This is a genomic window from Phenylobacterium sp. (assembly GCF_041913825.1).
Taxonomy (GTDB): Bacteria; Pseudomonadota; Alphaproteobacteria; order Caulobacterales; family Caulobacteraceae; genus Phenylobacterium.
The window spans coordinates 1-19,328 of sequence record NZ_JAYSEO010000010.1 but is presented as its reverse complement, the minus strand read 5'-3'; the positions used below and the strand labels follow the sequence as shown (position 1 = coordinate 19,328).

Sequence of the window (19,328 nt, the reverse complement as noted above, 5' to 3'; positions counted from 1 at the left end):
ACCGCGCGGAGATGGCCGACCTCGACGCCCGCTTCGCCGAGGCGGCCGCCCAGCATCGCGCCGGGCGGCTGGCCGAGGCGGAGGCCGGCTACCGCGCCGTGCTGGCGGAGCGGCCGGACCACGTGCCGGCGCTCAGCAACCTGGGTTCGCTGCTGCGCGCCACCGACCGGGTGATCGAGGCCGAGGCGCCGCTTGCCGAGGCGCTGCGGCTGGCGGCGCCGGGCGACCTGAGGCCGGTGGTGAACCTCGCCAACCTCTACAGGTGGACGGGCCGCTGGCGCGAGGCCGTGCGGCTCTACGACCAGGTTTTCGCCGCCGGCGGGGCCTCGGCCGAGCTGAGCCTGGACGCCAGCACCGTCCATCTCGCCTGCGGCCGCGAGGCCGAGGGATGGCGGCTGCAGGACGCCCGACCCAACGCCCAGGCCCGGCGGGGGCAGGGGATCCCGTTCCCGGAGTGGCGGGGCGAGCCGCTGGACGGCCGCTCGGTCCTGTTGCTCCCGGAGCAGGGCTTCGGCGACCAACTGCAGATGATCCGCTATGCGCCCATGCTGAAGGGCCGCGGCGCGGCGTCGCTGACCATCGTTGCCCCGCCGCCGCTGGTGCGGATCTTCGAGGCCATGCCAGCGGTGGATCGGGTGATCGCCTGCGGGCCGGACGAGACCGTGGCCGCTCCGCCACAAGACTTCTGGACCATGCCGTTCTCCTTGCCGCTGTGGCTGGGTGAGGCGCCTGCGGCGCCGTACCTGGCCGCGCCTGACGGCGCCCGCAGGGCGTGGCGCGGCTTCGATGAGGGCCGGGTGGGGATCGTCTGGCACGGCGGGCGGCACCAGCCGATCGAGCGCCACCGCGGCCTGCCGTCGCCCGAGCTGCTGGCCCCGCTGGCGAGCCACGCCCAACTGGTGGACCTGCAGGAGCCGCGCGGAGACTTCGCCGACACGGCCGCGATCCTCGAGCACCTGGATCTGGTCATCACCACGGACACCGCGATGGCCCACCTGGCAGGCGCCATGGGGTGCGACGCCTGGGTGATGCTGCCGTACATCGCCATGGACTGGCGCTGGGCCAACGGGCAGCGAACGCCCTGGTACCCGAGCCTGCGGCTGTTCCGGCAGCCGGCGCCTGGCGACTGGGCGAGCGTCGTCGCGGCGCTGGAGCGCGCGCTGCGGGATCGGGTGTCGGGAAGGTTGGAGGCCTGACCGGGAATCGAACCCGGGTTCACGGATTTGCAGTCCGGTGCGTCACCACTCCGCCATCAGGCCGCCGCCGAGGCGCCGCGGCGCCCGGAAGGAAGCGCTGGCTAACAGAACGCTCCGCCCGGGGCAATCTCTGTCGGCGGGCCGCATTGCGTTCGCAACCGGCTGGGACCTATAAGCCCCCGTCGTTTTCCTGCCTTCCCCAGAGAGACTCATGGCCGATCTCGCCGCCGCCCGCCTGAACATGGTGGAGAGCCAGGTGCGAACCTCCGACGTCACCGACGTGCGCCTGCACGACGTCATGCGGGTGCTGCCGCGCGAGCAGTTCGTGCCCGAGGGCAAGACCTACCTCGCCTATGCCGACCTGGAGGTGGAGTACGCCCCAGGCCGGTTCCTGATGCGGCCGCGCGACGTCGCGAAGCTGCTGCAGGCGTTGCGGCCGATGCCGGGCGAACGCGCGCTGGCCATCGCCGCCCCCTATGCCGCGGCGGTGATCGAGCAACTCGGCGTCACGGTGGACAGGGTGGACGGCGAGGACCTGCGGGCGGTCAGCGGCCAGTATGACTGCATCATCAGCGAGGGCGCGGTCGCCCAGGCGCCGCAGGAGTGGCTCTCGGCGCTCGCGCCGAACGGGCGCCTGGTGGTGGTCGAGCGCGATGGGCCGGTGGGGAAGGCCGGCCTCTACCTGCGGACCGAGGACGGCGTCGGTCGGCGCGATCTGTTCGATGCGCCGACGCCGGTTCTCAAGGGATTCGAAGCGCAACACGGTTTCGCCTTCTGAGGGCGCCGGAAACACCGAAGAAACCTCGGGGTGAAAAAAGCTTAAGGTGACGGGCCGTTGGTCTTGCCCTTAGGCAACGTCATAGGGGTCTCAATCTCTCTCCTAAGTATCGGGGATACAGAATGTCGAAGAACCTTCGCGGCCGACTGCTCGCCGCGATCTTCACCCTGGGGGCCGCCGGCGCGACCGCCGCGACCGCCGGGGCCGAGACCCTCGCAGACGCCATCGCCATGGCCTACGAGTCGAACCCGACCCTGCAGGCCCAGCGCGCCGCCCAGCGCGCCATCGACGAGAGCTACGTCCAGGCCCGCAGCGGCTGGCGACCGACGCTGAGCGTCAGCGGCCAGGCCGCCTGGCAGGACATCCGCACGCCCCGGGAGGCGCTCAGCCGGGCGGGGCAGCGGACCATCGAGGACGGCAACGCCGGCACCGCGACCATCACCTTCTCGCAGCCGATCTGGACCGGTGGCCGGGTGGCCGCGGCGGTGTCCGCCGCCAACGCCGACATCCTGCAGGGCCGCGAAAACCTGCGCCGCGTCGAATCGCAGGTGATCGGCCAGGTGATCCAGGCCTACGCCGACGTGCGGCGCGACCAGGAGGCGCTGCGCATCCGCCAGGAGAACGTGTCGGTCCTCCAGCGTCAGCTCGACGAGTCCAACGCCCGCTTCGAGGTGGGCGAGATCACCCGGACCGACGTCGCCCAGTCGCAGGCCCGCCTCGCCGCCGCCCAGTCGCAGTTGCAGCAGACCGAGGCCCAGCTCGGCAACAGCCGGTCGAACTACGCCGCCGCCGTGGGCCGCAACCCTGGCACGCTCGAGCCCGAGCCGTCGCTGGCCTTCCTGCTGCCGGCGACGGTGGACGAGGCCTTCACCGCGGCCGAGCAGTTCAACCCGCAGCTCCGCGGCCAGCAGTTCGCCGAGCAGGCGAGCCGCGCGCGGCTGGCCGGCGCCCGCGCCGAGCGGCTGCCGAACGTCTCGCTCCAGAGCACCACTCGCTTCGGTCCGGCGCCCCTGGAGCCGTACGAGCGTGGCCTGTTCGCCCGCGAGACCACCACCGGAATCGGCGTCACCGTGCCGATCTTCAGCGGCGGCCTGACCAGCTCGCGCATCCGCCAGGCGGTGGAGCGGAACAACACCGACCGGATCAACATCGAGGCGCAGCGTCGCACGGTGCTGCAGCAGGTCACCCAGTCCTGGAACCAGTTGATCGCCAGCCGCGCCAACATCACCTCGACCGCCGAGCAGGTGCGCGCCGCCCGCATCGCGGCCGAGGGCGTGCGCCAGGAGCAGCAGGTGGGCCTGCGCACCACGATCGACGTGCTGAACGCCGAGCAGGAACTGCGCAACGCCGAGCTCAGCCAGGTGAGCGCCCGGCGCGACGAGTACGTGGCCGCGGCCAGCGTGATCTCGGCCATGGGCCGGCTTGAGGGTCGCAACCTGGTGCCGACGGTGCCGCAGTACGACGCCACCCGGAACTTCCGGAAGCTGCGGATCACCTGGGGCTGGGTGCCCTGGGAGGAGCCGATCGCCATCGTCGACCGCACGCTCGCCCTACCGCCGGCCCCGCAGCCGCAGGCCAAGGCGCTGGAGCCGGCGATCGCGCCGGGCCTGCAGCCCCCGCCGGCCGCCACGCCGTCAAGGGAGCCCTGAACCGGTTCGCCTGAGGGGCGAATTTAGCTCGCCGGCGTAAATTGCAGGATCGGTCGGGCGCGCTTAGGCTACCGCTTTAGGGATTCTCTAGAGCGGCGGTCCAGCCCATGTCCGAGCAGTCTTCGCAAGAACCGACGATGGAGGAGATCCTGGCCTCCATCCGCCGGATCATCTCCGAGGACGACGCGGCCGCCGCCGACGCCAAGGCGACCCCGCCGCACGGGGACGAGCCGCCGACCCCCGTTCAGCCGGAGCCCGAACCTGTGGCCGAGGCGCCGGCCGTGGAGGAGGTGGCTCCGCCGCCGCCGACCCCGGAGACGCCGGCCGCCATGGCCGAAGACGAGGACGACGACGCCCTCGAGCTGACCGACAAGGTGGAGACCCACGGGGACCTGGACGTCTACTCGCCCAGCGCCGAGGCCGCTCCGGAGCCGGCGGCCACGCCGGCCCCGGCACCCGTGCCGCCCGTGGCCGAAGCGGTCGCCCCGCTGGTGAGCGACCGCGCCGCCAGCGCCGCCGCCTCGGCCTTCGACCGCCTGTCCCAGACCATCGCCATGCCGGCCGACGGCCGGACCCTGGAGGACGTCGTGCGCGAGATGCTGCGGCCGATGCTCCAGCAGTGGCTGGACGACCACCTGCCGGAGATCGTGCAGGCCTCGGTGGACGCCGAGGTCGAGCGGATCGCCCGGGGCCGGGTACGCTGATCCCCTAGCTCCGCTCATCCCGGCGAAGGCCGGGACCCATGCGGCGCCCGCGGATGCACCGCCTCCAGCGAGCCCTCCCGAGATTCAGCTTGGGTCCCGGCTTTCGCCGGGATGAGCGGGTGTGTATGCACCGCACTCGCAAGAAGCTGACCCATGCTCGAAAAGACCTTCGATCCCAAGACCGTCGAACCGCGCCTCTATGCCGCCTGGGAGGCGTCCGGCGCCTTCGCGCCCGTGGAAGACCCGGCCGCCGAGCCGTTCTCCATCGTCATCCCGCCGCCGAACGTCACCGGTTCGCTGCACATCGGCCATGCGCTGAACAACACCCTGCAGGACGTGCTGATCCGGTTTGAGCGGATGCGCGGCAAGGCGGCGCTCTGGCTGCCTGGCACCGACCACGCCGGCATCGCCACCCAGATGGTGGTGGAGCGCCAGCTCGCGCAGCAGGGCAACATCGGCCGGCGCGAGCTCGGCCGGGACGCCTTCGTCGCCAAGGTCTGGGAGTGGAAGGCGGAGTCCGGCGGCACGATCGTCAACCAGCTCCGCCGGCTGGGCGCCTCCTGCGACTGGAGCCGCGAGCGCTTCACCCTGGACGAAGGCCTGTCCGCCGCCGTCCGCAAGGTGTTCGTCACCCTGCACAAGGAAGGCCTGATCTACCGCGACAAGCGGCTGGTGAACTGGGACCCGCACTTCCAGACCGCCATCTCGGACCTCGAGGTGGAGCAGAAGGAGGTGGACGGCCACTACTGGCACTTCGCCTATCCGCTGGAGGACGGCTCCGGCGAGATCGTCGTCGCCACCACCCGGCCGGAGACTATGCTGGGCGACACCGCCGTGGCGGTGCATCCGGACGACGAGCGGTACAAGGCCCTGGTCGGCAGGAATGTTCGCCTGCCCATTGTCGACCGGCTCGTGCCTATCGTCGCCGACGACTACGCCGATCCGGAGAAGGGCTCCGGCGCGGTGAAGATCACCCCGGCCCACGACTTCAACGACTTCAACGTCGGCAAGCGCCACGGCCTGCCGATGATCAACGTCCTGGACGACTTCGGCCGGATCAACGGCAATGCGCCGGCCGACTATCAGGGTCTGGACCGCTTCGCCGCCCGGAAGAAGGTGGTGGAGACGTTCGAGGGGCTGGGCCTGCTGCGCGGCGTCGAGAAGACCCGCCACATGGTTCCGCACGGCGACCGCTCGGGCGTGGTCGTCGAACCCTACCTGACGGACCAGTGGTACGTGAACGCCGAGGTCCTGGCCCGCGACGCCATCAAGGCGATGGAGACGGACCAGACGGTCTTCGTGCCCCGCCATTGGGAGAAGACCTACTTCGAATGGATGCGGAACATCCAGCCGTGGTGCATCTCGCGCCAGCTCTGGTGGGGCCACCGGATCCCGGCGTGGTTCGGGCCGGACGGTCAGATCTTCGTGGCCGAAACCGAGGAAGAGGCGAGGGCGCAGGCCCGTGAGGCCTATGGGCGGGACGAGCCGCTGAAGCAGGACGAGGACGTCCTCGACACCTGGTTCTCGTCGGCGCTGTGGCCGTTCTCGACGCTCGGCTGGCCCGCGGAGACCGAGGACCTGCGCCGCTTCTATCCGACGCACACCCTGATCACCGGCTTCGACATCATCTTCTTCTGGGTCGCCCGGATGATGATGCAGGGCATCCACTTCATGGGCGAGGTCCCGTTCAAGCGGGTGTTCATCAACGCCCTGGTCCGCGACGCGTCCGGCGCGAAGATGTCCAAGTCCAAGGGCAACGTCATGGACCCGCTGGAGCTGGTGGACGAGTTCGGAGCCGACGCCCTTCGCTTCACGCTCACGGCCATGTCCGGCGCGGCGCGCGACATCAAGCTGTCGAGGCAGCGGATCGAGGGCTACCGCAACTTCGGCACCAAGCTGTGGAACGCCACCCGCTTCTGCCAGATGAACGGCTGCGCCCGCGCCGAAGGCTTCGAGCCGTCCCAGGTGAAGGGCGTGCTGAACCGCTGGATCGTGGGCGAGACCACCCGCACCGCCCAGATGGTCACGACGGCGCTGGCCGACTGCGGTTTCGACCAGGCGGCGGACGCGCTCTACAAGTTCATCTGGCGCCAGTTCTGCGACTGGTACGTGGAGCTCGCCAAGCCGATCCTGACCGGCGAGGACGAGGCGGCGAAGGCCGAGACCCAGGCCACCGCCGCCTGGGTGCTGGACCAGATCCTGATCCTGCTGCACCCGGTCATGCCGTTCCTCACCGAGGAGCTGTGGGGCCAGACGGCCGACCTGGGGGCCAGGCGGACCCACGACGGCTTCCTGATGACCGCCCGCTGGCCGGAACTCGGGGAGGCGCTGATCGACGCCAGCGCCGACACCGAGATAGAGCTGCTCATTGACAGCATCTCGGAAGGCCGCTCGGTCCGCGCCGAGCTGAACGTGCCGCCGTCGGCGCGGCCGCCGCTGCTGGTGGTCGAGGCCTCGGAGGACCAGCGCCGCGTGCTGCGCGACGGGGCCTCGCTGATCGCCCGCCTGCTGCGCGTCGAGGACGTGCGCTTCGTCGACGCCGCGCCGGAAGGAGCGATCCCCTACGTCGTGGACGGCGCGACGCTCGCCCTCCCGGTGGCGGAGTTCATCGACCTGGCCGCCGAACGCGCGCGGCTCTCCAAGGAGGTCGCCAGCCTCTCGGCCGACATCGAGAAGACGGCCAAGAAGCTCGGCAACCCCGACTTCGTGGCCCGGGCGCCGGAGGAGGTGGTCGAGGAGAACCGCGAGCGGCTCGCCGAGGCGGAGACCGCCAAGGCCAAGCTGGAGGGCGCGCTCGCCCGCCTCACTGCGGTGGCCTAGCGGAACAGCTTCCGGCGGTAGGACTCCGCGCCGTAGAGCGACAGCGCGGCCACGGCGAGCCCAGCCAGGAAGGTCAGCGCCTTCCAGGCGAGGCCGCCCACCTTGGACGCGTGGACGGGCCAGAAGGCGTTGTAGAGCCGCGCGGAAGCCGGCTGCGCCAGCGCGTCGTCCACGGCGAGGATGCGGCTGCCGGCCGGATCGATCCAGACGGTGGTGCGGCCGTTGGCGTGCCACTCCTGCGGCTGGCGCAGGCGGATCGCGGCCGGCTTGCCCGGCTTGGGAAACGAGGCGAGCCGGATCTCGGCGCCCGGGAAGCGCTGCTGCGCCGCCTCGAAGGCCCGGGGCCAGTCCATCGGACCGGCGCCCGCGGCCACCGGCGGCCTCGTCCGCTGGAACCCCATGAGGGCGGCGAATACGTCGTCAAGGGCCACTGCCGAGCCCGTCAGCACGATCACCGCCGCGATCGGCGCGCTGAGAACGCCCAGGTCGCGGTGCGCGGCCAGCCATCCCGCACGGCCGCCGCGATCAGGCCGGAGCCGCCAGCGGAAGCTCCGCCAGGCCGGAACCCAGACGACAAGGCCGGTGAGGATCATCGCCAGCGCGAGCAGGCCGACCGCTCCGGCGACCTTCGTTCCCGTGTCTCCGGAGAGCAGGTGGTGGTGCAGGTCGAACAGCCAGTCCACCACCCGGCCGTTCTTCGGCCAGGCCTGGATGGGTGCACCGCCGCCGGCGGGGAGGTAGGCCCCGCCGTCGTCGCGCAGCACCTCGTGCACGCCGATGGCCGGTCCGGCGAAGATCACCGTGCGGGCGTCGGGGAAGGCCGCCTGCGCCGCCGACATCGCCTGCGCCGCCTCGGCTGGGGTGACCGCCATCGCGCGGTCCGCCGTGGGCACGGTCGCGCGCAGCCACTGGGGCTTGAACGCCAGGGCCGCGCCAGAGAGCGCGAGCGGGACCAGCAGCAGGCAGAGCGCGAGGCCCGTCCAGGCGTGCAGCTTGCGCAGCAGCGCCAGCATCAGAGCGCCCGGGTGATCCGGAACTTGAGAGTGCGCGGCGCGCCGACGCCGATCAGGCCGTTGCCGGCGGTGTTCCAGTAGTTCTTGTCCGCCAGGTTCTCCACGTTGACCTGGAAGGTAGTTTCGCGGCCAGCGATCTCACGGGTGACGCGCGCGCCGACGTCGAAGGTGACGTAGCCATCGATGAAGGCCTGGTTCAGCGCGTTCACAGCCCGGTCGCCCGTGTAGAACGCGCCGGCGCTGAGGACGAGGCCCTCGACCTGAGGGATCTTCAGATCGGCGAACAGGCTCGCGGTCCACTCTGCGGTGTTCTCGGGCCGCAGGCCCACCAGGCGCGCGTCGGCGGCGCGCTTCTGCTCGGCGTCGAGCCACAGCGCCGAGCCCACCAGCGACAGGGTTTCGGTGACCTCGCCGGACGCCATGATCTCGACGCCGCTGTACTCCACCTCGCCGTCGAGCACGAACCGGCGCTCGCCGTTGGTGAAGGCGTTCGGGCGCACGATCCGGAAATAGGCGAGCGAGGCGACGACGCCCTCCGCCAGCTCGGCCTTCACGCCGGCCTCCCACTGTTCGGACTTGGCGGGCGGCAGGACCTCGAAGGCGTTGACCGTGTTGGCCGGCGCGATGCCGCCTTCCTCGAGCCCTTCCAAGTAGGTGGCGTAGAGGCTCACCCAGTCCCTCGGCTTGTAGATCACGGCGACGGCCGGGGTGGTCTTCTCGGCCGAGTAGACGGTGGGAGTCGCCGCCGCGAGGTTCGAGCGGCTCTCGTAGTCCGTCCAGCGAACCCCGGCCATCACCTGCAGCGGTCCCCAGGTCACCCGGTCGACGAGGTAGGTCCCTTCGTCCCGGATCGCGGACGGGTTCTGAGTGAGCGGCGTCGTCAGCGGGCGGTGCGGGACCTCGCGTGGCTGGAACAGGTTCTGGGCGACGTCGTAGGTCGGGCTCTGCCGGCCGTTCTGCTCGCGCTCGTTCCAGGTCCAGCCGAGGACGACCTCGTGCTCGATCGGGCCGGTGTCGATCAGGCCCACCGCCTCGGCGCGCAGGTTGCGGTTGACGTACTTCTGGCCGAGCGTCTGGAAGACCCGGAGGGTCCCTTCGCCGGTGGCCAGGCTGTAGTTCTGGAACTGTGAAAACGCGCGGTCCCGCACGGTCTCGGCCCGCCCGGCCTGAACCTTCACCCAGAAGCGGGGGGTGAAGCGGTACTCCGCGGCCGCCAGCATGTTCTGGGCGCGTGCGTCGTAGTGCTGCCAGCCGCCCGCCAGGTTGAGCGTGTTGTCGGGTACGGCCGGCAGCGCGATGACGCCGTTGGCGGCGGGGAGCAGGGCGATCGCCGCCGGCTCGGCGATGTCCTTCTCGATGTACTCGAGATCGACGTCGATCCGCAGGTTCTCGACGGGGTCGATGTCGAGGGCGAGCGCCGCCAGGGCGCGGTCCCCCTTCACGCGGTCGACACCCGTCTCCACGTGGCCGCCGGCCAGGTTCAGGCGCGCGCCGACCCGATCGTCGAAGTAGCGGTCGCCCAGGTCGACCGAGGCGATGGCCGAGCCATGGTCGTCGCCGCGCAGGGTGACCTCCGCCACCGGCGCGGCGCCCGCCTCGGCGCGCTTGGTGGTCATGTTGATCACGCCCGAGGGCGGCACGAAGCCATAGTAGAGCGCGGACGCGCCCTTCAGCACCTCCACCCGCGCCTTGTTCTCCAGCGGCTGCTCCACCAGGTTGATGACGGGCAGGGCGCCGTTCAGCCGGTAGTTGCCGCGGTTCTCCACAAGGATGCCGCGGATGGCGATGTTGTCGTAGGTCCCCCCGGAGAGCTGCGAACGGGTCACGCCGCCGGTGTTCCGCAGGGCGTCGTAAAGGCCCTGGGCGGCCTGGGCGTCGAGCACCTCCCGCGAGATCACGTTCACGGTCAGGGGCGTGTCCAGAAGCCGCGCGTTGCGGAAGGCGCCGGCCTGCACCGCCTGGGCGGCGAAGCCATGCTCGGCGGTGACCACGAGCTCCTCCAGCTCCCGCGAAGGCTCGTCGGTCTTGGCGGCCGTGGCGAACAGGCTGACGCCGGCGAGCAGGACGACGGAAAGGCGGGCAGGGACGTGGGGCATCGAGGCCTGATAATGCTTCTGCGAATAAGTCGCAGCTACAAGGCCCGCGCTGGGTCGTCAATGGAGGCGCGCCTTCAAACGGCCGTTTGCCTCTGACGCTGGGTTATGCTTGTTCAGGTATGGAAGCGGGGCCGCCCGAGACCCCGCTCACGCATTAGGAGTGGAACGATGTCCGAGCCCGCGCTGCCGCCCGGTTGGCCCGCCATGTCCATCCAGCAGGCGCACGCGCTGCTCACCCAGCCCGGCTCGCCGCTGGAGGCTGAGGAAAAGGTCATCCGCGGGATCAAGACCAAGGTCTGGAAGAACCTGCCGCCGTCGCTCCGCTCCGTCGTGGAGGCCTCCCGGGCCCACGGCGAGAAGGTGTTCCTGGTCTACGAGGACGAGCGCGTCACCTTCGAGGCGTTCTACCGCGCCGTCTCGGCCTTCGCCCGCGAACTGCAGGCGCATGGCGTCCAGAAGGGCGACCGCGTCGCCGTCATCATGCGCAACCTGCCGGAATGGGTGGTCTCGTTCTACGCCGCCGCTTCGATCGGCGCGATCGTCACGCCGCTCAACGCCTGGTGGACCGGTCCGGAGCTGGAGTACGGCCTCACCGATTCCGGGGCCAAGGTCGTGGTCATGGACGCCGAGCGCTACGAGCGGCTGAAGGAGCACCTGGGTAACTGCCCCGATCTGGTGCGGGCCTATGTCAGCCGTGAGGTGGAGGAGATCGCCCACCCGTACGTCTCCAAGCTGGAGGACGTGCTGGGCGGCGCCGACGACTGGGCGAAGCTGCCGGATCAGGCCCTTCCGGCCGCCGAGGTCGATCCCGACGACGACGCCACCATCTTCTACACCTCCGGCACCACGGGGAAGCCGAAGGGCGCGCTCGCCACCCAGCGGGCCGTGAACTCGAACATCATGACGGCGGCCGCGGCCGGCGCGCGGACCTTCCTGCGCAAAGGCGAGATGCCGCCGGCGCCGGACCCGAACGCCCCGCAGCGCTCGGCCCTGATCAGCGTGCCGTTCTTCCACGTCACCGGCTGCTTCGCCGTGCTGAACCCGTCGCTGTTCGCGGGCGGCAAGCTGGTGATGATGTACAAGTGGGACGTGATCCGCGCCTTCGAGCTGATCGAGCGCGAGAAGATCATGCTGGCCGGCGGCGTGCCCACCATCGCCTGGCAGCTCATCGAGCACCCGGCGCGGGCGAACTACGATCTCTCGTCGCTGGAGAGCGTGTCCTACGGCGGCGCGCCGTCCGCGCCCGAGCTGGTGCGGCGGATCCGCGAGGCCTTCCCGAAGAGCCAGCCCGGCCAGGGCTGGGGGATGACCGAGACCTGCGCCACCGTCACCTCCAACGGCGGCGAGGACTATGTGAACCGTCCGGATAGCTGCGGTGTCGCCGCGGCCGTGGCCGAGATCCAGATCCGCGACCCCAACGACGGCAAGACCGTGCTCGCGCCCGGCGAAGTGGGCGAGCTCTGGTCATTCGGCCCGATGAACTGCAAGGGCTACTGGAACAAGCCCGAGGCCACGGCGCAGACCTTCGTCGATGGTTGGGTGCGGACCGGCGACCTCGCCCGGATGGACGAGGACGGCTTCTGCTTCATCATCGACCGCGCCAAGGACATGCTGATCCGCGGCGGCGAGAACATCTACTGCGTCGAGGTGGAGAACGTTCTCTACGACCACCCGGCGGTGATGGACGCCGCGATCGTCGGCGTGCCGCACCGGACGCTGGGCGAGGAGCCGGCGGCCGTGGTCACCCTGAAGCCGGGCGCGGAGGCCACGGAGGACGAGCTGCGGGCCCACGTGGCCGAGCGGCTGGCGGCCTTCAAGGTGCCGGTGAAGGTCCGCTTCTGGCACGAGACCCTGCCGCGCAACCCGAACGGCAAGATCCTCAAGAACGAGCTGAAGAAGCTGTTCGAGGACGAGAAGGCCGACGCCTGAGGAAGCGCGCCGACGTCCTGCTGGTGGAGCGCGGCCTCTTCGAGAGCCGCGCCCGCGCCCGCGCCGCCATCGAGGCGGGCGGGGTCACGGCCGACGGACGGCCCGTGGCCAAGGCGTCGGACCTGCTGGACGAGGCTGCCGCCATCTCGGCCACGCCGGCTCATCCGTGGGTCGGCCGAGGCGCGCTGAAGCTCGCCCATGCGCTGGAGGCCTGGACGGTGGCGGTGGAGGGCCGGGTGGTCCTCGACGTGGGCGCCTCCACCGGCGGCTTCACCGAGGTGGCGCTGAGCCGCGGCGCGGCCCGGGTGCACGCGGTGGACGTGGGTCGCGGACAGCTCCACCCGAAGCTCGCCGCCGATCCGCGGGTCACGAACTTGGAGGCGACGGACGCGCGGGACCTGTCACCGGCGCTGATCCCCGATCCGGTCGACCTGGTGGTCACCGACGTCAGCTTCATCGGCCTGGCTAAGGCCCTGCCGGCGGCGCTGGCGCTCGTTCGGCCGGGCGGCGAGCTGATCGCCCTGGTGAAGCCGCAGTTTGAGGTCGGGCCCGAGCGGGTGGGCAAGGGCGGACTGGTCAAGGACGAGGCCGCCCGGCTGGACGCGCTGGAGGGGGTGAAGGCGTTCCTAGCCGGCTGCGGCTGGACGGTGCTGGCCACCGCCGAGAGCCCGATCGCAGGCGGCGACGGCAACCGCGAGTTCCTGCTGTGGGCGCGCAAAGAAAAGGCCGCCCGGGGTTAGCGGGCGGCCAGTTGCAGATGCTCTTCGGTAGAAGCTGTCAGTCGACGACTTGGTAGCGGCCGGTCGAGTCGCGGCAGACGCGGACCATGCGGGTCTCCGTGCGGCCGTCGGGCATGTAGATCGGGCTCTCGGCCAGGGTGCAGCCGTCCGGGCCGACCGAGCGGCCGGCCAGGCGGTAGCGTTCGCCGCGGCGGCCGTAGGCCCAGGAGCTGTCGTCGTAATAGCCGCGGTCGTCGCCGTAGTAGTCGCGCTCGCGGTAGCGGCCGTAGCGGGGCGTATCGTAGCCGTAGCCGTACTGAGGATAGCGGCCGCTGTCGTAATAGGAGCTGGAGTAGGGGACCTGGCCGCCGTTGCAGGCGGCGCTCTTGTTGCCCACCACGGCGCCGGCGATGGCGCCCAGGCCGCCGCCGAGCAGGGCGCCGTCCTGACGGTTGCCTCGAGCGGCCGCATTCGCCCCCACCGCCGCGCCGAGGGCGCCGCCCAGCAGGGCGCCGGCGACGCCGCGGCCGGTCTGCTCGCGCTTGCACGGGTCGTAGCTGTAGCCGCCGCCGTTGTAGCCGTACTGGCCATAGGGCTGGGCCGAAGCGGCGCTCGCGGTCAGCGCCGCGGCGCCCGCGGCCGCGACCAGCACGCCCTTGGCGAAGATGGAACGCATGGACATCAATTCCCCTCTCTCGGATCCTTCTGAGCGCGCCCCTCGGCGGCTTCGGCTCCGGTTATCGTCCGTGCAACCTGAACGGCCGTTGATCGGGTCGTTCATCTTCGTTCACCTTCCGCGCGCGCGGGCCTGCTAAGAGGGCGCATGCGTCGCCCCAGGCCCCACCGACCGGCTCCCGCCGGCCCGCCCGTCGAACTCTTCATCGAGGCCATGGGCGGCGAGGGCGACGGCGTGGCCGCGGGCGGCGTCTACGTGCCGTTCAGCCTGCAGGGCGAGCGGGTGCGCGCCACCGGCGGCGGCGAGCGGCGTGAGCTGCTCGAGGTGCTGCAGGCGAGCCCGGACCGGGTGACTCCGCCGTGCCCGCACTTCGGCGTCTGCGGCGGCTGCGCGCTGCAGCACTGGGCGCACGCACCCTATCTCGCCTGGAAGGCGGAGCGTCTGCGCGTCACCCTGGCGCGGCAGCACCTCGACACCGAAATCCTGCCGGCCTACGCCGCGCCGCCCGAGAGCCGGCGGCGGTTCGCCCTGCATGCCCGGCGCGGAAGCCGCGAGGCCGCGCGGGCGGGCTACAAGGCCCGCAAGTCGTGGGACCTGGTGGACGTCGCCGTCTGCCCGATCTCGGACCGCGGCCTGCAAGCGGCGATCCCGGCGCTGAAGCGGCTGGCCGCCCCGCTCTTCGAGCATCCCAAGTCCGCGCCCACCCTGCACACCACTCTCACCGCCACCGGCCTCGACGTGGACATCTCCGGCGTGGAGGCCAAGAGCGGCGGCCTGTCGGCCGATGCGCGGATGCAGGTCGCCGAGCGCGCCGCCGAGGCCGACTTGGCCCGCGTAACCATCGGCGGCGAGGTGGCCTACCTCGCGCGCATGCCGCAGGTGCGGCTCGGGCCCGCGGTCGTCAGCCTGCCGCCCGGAGCCTTCCTGCAGGCGACCCCTGGGGCGGAGGCCGCGATGAGCGCCTTCGTGGCCGAGGCGGCGCAGGGGGCGAGCCGGATCGCCGACCTCTACTGCGGCGTCGGCACCTTCACGTTCCGACTGGCCCAGATCGGCCAGGTGCATGCCGCCGATTTTGCGGCGGAGGCGGTGGGGGCGTTGACCTCGGCGCTGGCCAGCGCGCCCGGGCTGCACGGTGTGACGGCGGAGGCCCGCGACCTCGTGCGCCGACCGGTGCTCGCCGAGGAGCTGAAGAAGACCGACGTGGCGGTGTTCGACCCGCCGCGCGCCGGGGCGGCGGAGCAAGCCGCCGAGTTGGCCCGCTCGGGCGTCGCGCGGGTGATCGGCGTCTCGTGCAATCCGGCGACCTTCGCCCGCGACGCCCGCACCCTCGTGGACGCCGGCTTCCGGCTCGAGCGCGTCCTGCCGGTGGATCAGTTCCTCTGGTCGACGCACATAGAACTTGTGGGGGTGTTCTCGCGCTGAGCGCCCCCATATTGCCAGGATGGTTCCGCTCTCCGTCCTCGACCTGTCGCCGATCCTGGAAGGCTCCGACGCCGCCCAATCGTTCCGCAACACCCTCGACCTCGCGCAGGCCGCCGAGCGGCTGGGCTTCCAGCGCTTCTGGCTCGCCGAGCATCACAACATGCCCGGCGTGGCCAGCGCCGCGACGGCGGTGGTCATCGGCCACGTCGCCGGCGGCACCTCGACGATCCGCGTCGGGGCCGGCGGGATCATGCTGCCCAACCACGCCCCGCTGGTGATCGCCGAGCAGTTCGGGACGCTCGCCGCTCTCTATCCGGGCCGCATCGACCTGGGCGTCGGCCGCGCGCCCGGCACCGACCAGGTGACCGCCCGGGCCCTGCGTCGGACCTTGGCAGGCGACGTCGACCGCTTCCCCCAGGACGTGGTCGAGCTGATGACGTACTTCCGCGAGGCGCAGCCGAACCAGCTTGTCCGCGCCGTGCCAGGCGCCGGCCTGGACGTACCGGTTTGGATCCTGGGCTCCAGCCTGTTCGGCGCCCAGCTCGCCGCCGCGCTGGGCCTGCCGTACGCCTTCGCCTCGCACTTCGCGCCGCAGCAGATGGAGGAGGCGGTCGCCGTCTACCGTCAGCGGTTCGAGCCCTCTGAACACCTCGCGAAGCCGCACATCATGCTCGCCCTGAACGTCGTCGCCGCCGAGACCGACGACCAGGCGCAGCGGCTGTTCACCTCCCTTCAGCAGGCGTTCCTGAACCTGCGGTTCGGCAAGCCCTCGCCGCTGCCGCCGCCGGTTGACGACATGGCCGAGCGGTTCGCGCAGTTCGGCGTCGACCCGAGCCGCATGGAAGCCCTCGCCAAGGCGGTCGTCGGCGGCCCGGATACGGTGCGTCGCGGCCTCGACGAGTTCGTTCGCCGCTATCAGCCGGACGAGGTGATGGTCACGGCGCAGATCTACGACCATGCGGCGCGGATCCGCTCGTTCGAGATCCTGGCCGACGCCCGCGACCAGCTCGCCAAGGCTGCCTAACGCTTGACTTGCCCGCTCTCACGGAAATCCGCGGACACGCGAGCCGCCAAGAGCTGACCGAACACCTGCGCCTTGCGGTCCCCAAGCTCCTGGAAGAGCTGGGATGCCGCGGAGGCGCATGCCTCGAGGTCCTGATCGATGAAAAACAGGCGTCGAGTGGTGTTCCACACGCGTTCCTTCACGGTCAGTCCGTAGACCTGCGACTGCTCAGCGTGCGGCGACAGCGTGGTAAGGAACGGTAGCGTCACCGCGGCCGAGAGGGCTCCCTCGTGGATCAGGTGGCGCAGAACGAGGTCGATCGGCGCGTCCAGCGGGTCGGCGAACACCCGCAGCAGCGTGGCAAGCTCGCGTTTCGCCGGTCCGGCGACGAGGTACGAACTCGCTCCGACGAACTGGATCGCTCGGAGGTCCAGCAGGCGCGGCGTGTTTCGGCCCGGCCAGAAGGCGAGCACCTTGAGCATGTCCTCGGCGTTGGCCGGGCCGACATCCGTGAACAACAGATGAGCCTTGGACGCCGAGAGAGCCTCGCCGACCATCTGGAACGCGGAAGCGGAGAGCTCCGCGTCGTCCTCGAGGATCCAGAGGGGCGCGTCGTCATGCAGCGAACTTTCCAGTAGCCGGAGGTGGCTCAGAAAGGCGCCCTTCTCGCCGGCGGTCAGGCGGCCCTGCGTCTCGATCTGCGCGCCGTCGACACCCGGGAATACCTCCAGGGTCCAACCGACTGGCGCAGCGGCAGCGAAGGCGGAGCGGATCGCGTCGAGCCGCTTCGCCGCCTTTGGCAAGTTGATGACGCAGCACCGGATAGGATCGACACTCATCGTCGGGGGAGCCTGCTCGATAAGACCGGCTCGGGCGATAACACGCGCGGCCTGATCACCCGAATAGGTCGATCTGGTCGCCCGGCCTGGGCGGCACGCGGAACTGGGTGAGATCGAGAGGCTCCCAGCGCTGATGGAGCCCATAGCGCTTCTTGGCGGCGGCGAAGCGCTTGCTCATCAGGTCGGCGAGGGGACCCTGGCCGGTCATGCGGCTGCCCCACTGGCTGTCGTAGTCGCGGCTGCCGCGCATCTGGCGTACGAGGGACATCACCCGGGCGGCTCGGTCGGGATGGTCGGTCTCCAGCCACTCCCGGAAGAGGTCCTTGATCTCCAGCGGCAGGCGGAGCGCCACATACCCCGCGCCGACCGCGCCGGCTTCGGCCGCACGCTCCAGCACCGCCTCCATCTCATGGTCGTTCAGGCCGGGGATGACCGGGGCGAACATCACGACGACCGGGACGCCGGCGTCCGTGAGCCGGCGCACCGCATCCAGCCGCTTCTCGGGTGTGGCGGCGCGGGGCTCCATGGACCGGGCGAGGCGGCGATCCAGGCTGGTGATCGAGATCGCCACCCGGGCGAGGTTGCGGGCCGCCATCGGGGCGATCAGGTCCAGGTCGCGGAGCACGAGGGCGGACTTGGAGATCACCGAGAACGGGTGGTTGAAGCGCGCGAGGACCTCGATGATCGAGCGCGTCACCTGCAGCACCCGCTCCTGGGGCTGGTAGGGGTCGGTATTGCCGCCGATGTGCACCGTCTCGGGGGTGTACTTCGGCTTGGAGAGCTCGGCTTCCAAAAGGCGCGCGGCCTCGGGCTTGAAGAACAGCTTCTGTTCGAAGTCGAGGCCCGGCGAGAGGCCCATGTAGGCATGGGCGGGCCGCGCGTAGCAGTAGATGCAGCCGTGCTCGCAGCCCCGGTAGGGATTGATCGAGGCCGAGAAGCCCACGTCGGGGCTGTCGTTGTGCGAGATGATCACCCGCGCCTTCTCGGGCTGCAGCTCGGTGCGGAAGCCCTTCGGGTCTGGCTCATCCGGTGTCCAGCCGTCGTCGAACGCCTCGCGGAGCTGGCTCTCATAGCGGCCGGAGACGTTGGAGCGGGCGCCGCGGCCGCGGGTCTGCTGGGGAAGGCTGGTCACCGGGGCAGTCTAGGATCTCGGGGAGAACGAAACAAGAACTACATTGACCGAGCGCGCGGCGCAGGAGTTTCTGCGGCCATGCTCTCGGTGATCATCGACGCCTCGCGGGACGAGGACCGGCTGGCCGGCCTGCTGGCGGCTCTGACGCCGGCGGCTGTAGAGGGGCTGGTGCGCGAGGTGCTGGTTTCGGGCGCGGCCTGGAGCGAGCTGGTCGCCGACCAGGTCGACGCCATGTGCGAGGACACCGGCGCGGAGCTGGTGGGGGAGCTCGGGGCGGCCATCGCGCGGTCCCGCTCCGAGCTGGTCCTCGTGCTGCCCGCCCGCATCCGCTTCACGGAGGGCTGGGTCGAGCGGTTGGGCGATTTCCTGGCCGCGGGCGGTCGCGCGGCGATCCTGGAAGGCCGCAAGGCCGGCGGGCCGTTCGCGGGCCGCCCCTACGGTCTGCTCATCGGCAAGGCCGCGGCCAGCGGCCTAGTCGAGCCCGATCTGCAGGGTCTGCGCCGACAGCTCGGCCCCGCCGGCGGGCGGCGTCTGCGGTAGGTCGAGGCGGGCGTCGATGATGCGGGCGCCGCCGGCCAGGGCGTCGAGCGTGCGGGTCTCCTGGCCCCAGAGCTTCTTGTAGCTCCAGTAGGCGGTCATCACCTTCTCGACGTAGTCGCGGGTCTCCTCGGCCGGCAGGGACTCGATCAGCAGCAGCGGATCGTCGTCGCGGCCGACGCGCTCGAGGGTCTTGGACACCGCGCCCGGGCCGCCGTTGTAGGCGGCGACGGTGCGCAGGATGTCGTAGCCGGTGTTCCGGTCCATCAGCCAGGTCAGGTAGTCCTGGCCCGCCCTGAGGTTTGTCGCGGGGTCGAACAGGCGCTTGGGCTGCTTCATCAGCTTGTCGTCGCCACTGGCGCGCGCGGCGCTTTCGGGCAGAAGCTGCATCAGGCCGATGGCGCCGGCGTGGCTGACCGCCTGCGGGTTGAAGCGGCTCTCCTGGTAGGAGATGGCGTAGACCAGCGCCTTGTCGACGGTGAAGCCGTCCTTCGGCTCCAGGTTCGGCGTCGGGTACTCCCAGAAGTTCGGGGCCGGTCGCTGGCTCTTGACCTTGGGCGGGGCGGCGGCGTCGAGGGCGTCGATCAGCTTCAGCCAGCCGTCGCGCTCGCGGTCGCTGGAGGCGAAGCCGAGGCCGGCGCGCAGCTCCTGGCGGGCTTCGTCCCACTTGCCGATCTGGATCAGGGCGGCGGCCCGGTGGGCGCGCGGGCGTTCGGCGGCGAAGCGGGCCAGCTCCGGGTCGGGCTCGGCCGACGGGGCCGGGCGGGCCGGGGGACGGGGCAGCGCGGGCGGGGGGGCCGGCGCGCGCCAGGAGG

The 19,328-nt window shown here is 71.1% G+C and carries 16 protein-coding genes and 1 tRNA gene; 10 read left to right on the top strand and 7 right to left on the bottom strand.

Annotated elements, in window-relative coordinates; all coding sequences use genetic code 11:
• The first annotated feature begins 11 nt into the window (after nucleotides 1-11).
• On the top strand, nucleotides 12-1,196 hold the full coding sequence (locus tag ACE3Q8_RS09800) for a tetratricopeptide repeat protein (protein WP_374470096.1): 1,185 nt from the start codon (nucleotides 12-14) through the stop codon (nucleotides 1,194-1,196).
• Here the strand turns inward: ACE3Q8_RS09800 and ACE3Q8_RS09795 are convergent.
• Nucleotides 1,186-1,259: transfer RNA gene (locus ACE3Q8_RS09795), tRNA-Cys, on the bottom strand. The genes ACE3Q8_RS09800 and ACE3Q8_RS09795 overlap by 11 nt on opposite strands.
• Nucleotides 1,260-1,407: 148 nt before the next feature.
• Here ACE3Q8_RS09795 and ACE3Q8_RS09790 point away from each other — a divergent pair.
• The 4 genes from ACE3Q8_RS09790 (at nucleotide 1,408) to ACE3Q8_RS09775 (ending at nucleotide 7,147) form a co-directional block, all read left to right on the top strand.
• Entirely contained in the window at nucleotides 1,408-1,974 is a 567-nt protein-coding gene (locus tag ACE3Q8_RS09790) for a protein-L-isoaspartate O-methyltransferase (RefSeq protein ID WP_374470095.1), read from the top strand.
• 122 nt (nucleotides 1,975-2,096) lie between these two features.
• Nucleotides 2,097-3,623 (top strand): TolC family outer membrane protein, encoded by a 1,527-nt coding sequence (locus ACE3Q8_RS09785; protein WP_374470094.1) that lies wholly within the window; start codon nucleotides 2,097-2,099, stop codon nucleotides 3,621-3,623.
• Between the two features lie 137 nt (nucleotides 3,624-3,760).
• On the top strand, nucleotides 3,761-4,327 hold the full coding sequence (locus tag ACE3Q8_RS09780) for a DUF2497 domain-containing protein (RefSeq protein ID WP_374470093.1): 567 nt from the start codon (nucleotides 3,761-3,763) through the stop codon (nucleotides 4,325-4,327).
• A 153-nt stretch (nucleotides 4,328-4,480) separates the two neighbouring features.
• Entirely contained in the window at nucleotides 4,481-7,147 is a 2,667-nt protein-coding gene (locus ACE3Q8_RS09775) for a valine--tRNA ligase (RefSeq protein WP_374470092.1), read from the top strand.
• On the opposite strand, the gene ACE3Q8_RS09770 is transcribed toward ACE3Q8_RS09775, so the two are convergent.
• Entirely contained in the window at nucleotides 7,144-8,160 is a 1,017-nt protein-coding gene (locus tag ACE3Q8_RS09770; protein ID WP_374470091.1) for a PepSY-associated TM helix domain-containing protein, read from the bottom strand. The two genes, ACE3Q8_RS09775 and ACE3Q8_RS09770, sit on opposite strands and share 4 nt — an antisense overlap.
• A complete protein-coding gene (locus tag ACE3Q8_RS09765) occupies nucleotides 8,160-10,256 on the bottom strand; it encodes a TonB-dependent siderophore receptor (RefSeq protein WP_374470090.1) in 2,097 nt (698 codons plus the stop codon). Before ACE3Q8_RS09765 ends, ACE3Q8_RS09770 begins: the two co-directional genes overlap by 1 nt.
• A gap of 168 nt (nucleotides 10,257-10,424) precedes the next feature.
• Here ACE3Q8_RS09765 and ACE3Q8_RS09760 point away from each other — a divergent pair, with 168 nt between their 5' ends.
• Together ACE3Q8_RS09760 and ACE3Q8_RS09755 are read left to right on the top strand one after the other, a co-directional pair.
• Nucleotides 10,425-12,185: a class I adenylate-forming enzyme family protein gene (locus tag ACE3Q8_RS09760; RefSeq protein ID WP_374470088.1), complete on the top strand. Its 1,761-nt coding sequence runs from the start codon at nucleotides 10,425-10,427 to the stop codon at nucleotides 12,183-12,185.
• Nucleotides 12,182-12,925, top strand: coding sequence for a TlyA family RNA methyltransferase (locus ACE3Q8_RS09755; RefSeq protein WP_374470264.1), 744 nt, complete (start codon nucleotides 12,182-12,184; stop codon nucleotides 12,923-12,925). Before ACE3Q8_RS09760 ends, ACE3Q8_RS09755 begins: the two co-directional genes overlap by 4 nt.
• 37 nt (nucleotides 12,926-12,962) lie before the next feature.
• On the opposite strand, the gene ACE3Q8_RS09750 is transcribed toward ACE3Q8_RS09755, so the two are convergent.
• On the bottom strand, nucleotides 12,963-13,586 hold the full coding sequence (locus ACE3Q8_RS09750; RefSeq protein ID WP_374470087.1) for a hypothetical protein: 624 nt from the start codon (nucleotides 13,584-13,586) through the stop codon (nucleotides 12,963-12,965).
• A 141-nt stretch (nucleotides 13,587-13,727) separates the two neighbouring features.
• On the opposite strand from ACE3Q8_RS09750, the gene ACE3Q8_RS09745 reads away from it, so the two are divergent.
• On the top strand, nucleotides 13,728-15,002 hold the full coding sequence (locus tag ACE3Q8_RS09745) for a class I SAM-dependent RNA methyltransferase (RefSeq protein ID WP_374470086.1): 1,275 nt from the start codon (nucleotides 13,728-13,730) through the stop codon (nucleotides 15,000-15,002).
• A 19-nt stretch (nucleotides 15,003-15,021) separates the two neighbouring features.
• The gene (locus ACE3Q8_RS09740) at nucleotides 15,022-16,026 is read left to right on the top strand and encodes an LLM class flavin-dependent oxidoreductase (RefSeq protein WP_374470085.1); all 1,005 of its coding nucleotides are present in this window, start codon (nucleotides 15,022-15,024) and stop codon (nucleotides 16,024-16,026) included.
• Here ACE3Q8_RS09740 and ACE3Q8_RS09735 read toward each other — a convergent pair.
• Both ACE3Q8_RS09735 and ACE3Q8_RS09730 read right to left on the bottom strand, forming a co-directional pair.
• Entirely contained in the window at nucleotides 16,023-16,844 is an 822-nt protein-coding gene (locus ACE3Q8_RS09735; RefSeq protein ID WP_374470084.1) for a glycosyltransferase family 25 protein, read from the bottom strand. The genes ACE3Q8_RS09740 and ACE3Q8_RS09735 overlap by 4 nt on opposite strands.
• A 55-nt stretch (nucleotides 16,845-16,899) precedes the next feature.
• Nucleotides 16,900-17,976 (bottom strand): PA0069 family radical SAM protein, encoded by a 1,077-nt coding sequence (locus ACE3Q8_RS09730; protein ID WP_374470083.1) that lies wholly within the window; start codon nucleotides 17,974-17,976, stop codon nucleotides 16,900-16,902.
• A 78-nt stretch (nucleotides 17,977-18,054) separates the two neighbouring features.
• On the opposite strand from ACE3Q8_RS09730, the gene ACE3Q8_RS09725 reads away from it, so the two are divergent.
• The gene (locus ACE3Q8_RS09725) at nucleotides 18,055-18,516 is read left to right on the top strand and encodes a cell wall biosynthesis glycosyltransferase (RefSeq protein WP_374470082.1); all 462 of its coding nucleotides are present in this window, start codon (nucleotides 18,055-18,057) and stop codon (nucleotides 18,514-18,516) included.
• Here ACE3Q8_RS09725 and ACE3Q8_RS09720 read toward each other — a convergent pair.
• The coding region (locus ACE3Q8_RS09720; protein ID WP_374470081.1) for a lytic transglycosylase domain-containing protein at nucleotides 18,448-19,328 on the bottom strand (881 nt) is incomplete at its 5' end. The genes ACE3Q8_RS09725 and ACE3Q8_RS09720 overlap by 69 nt on opposite strands.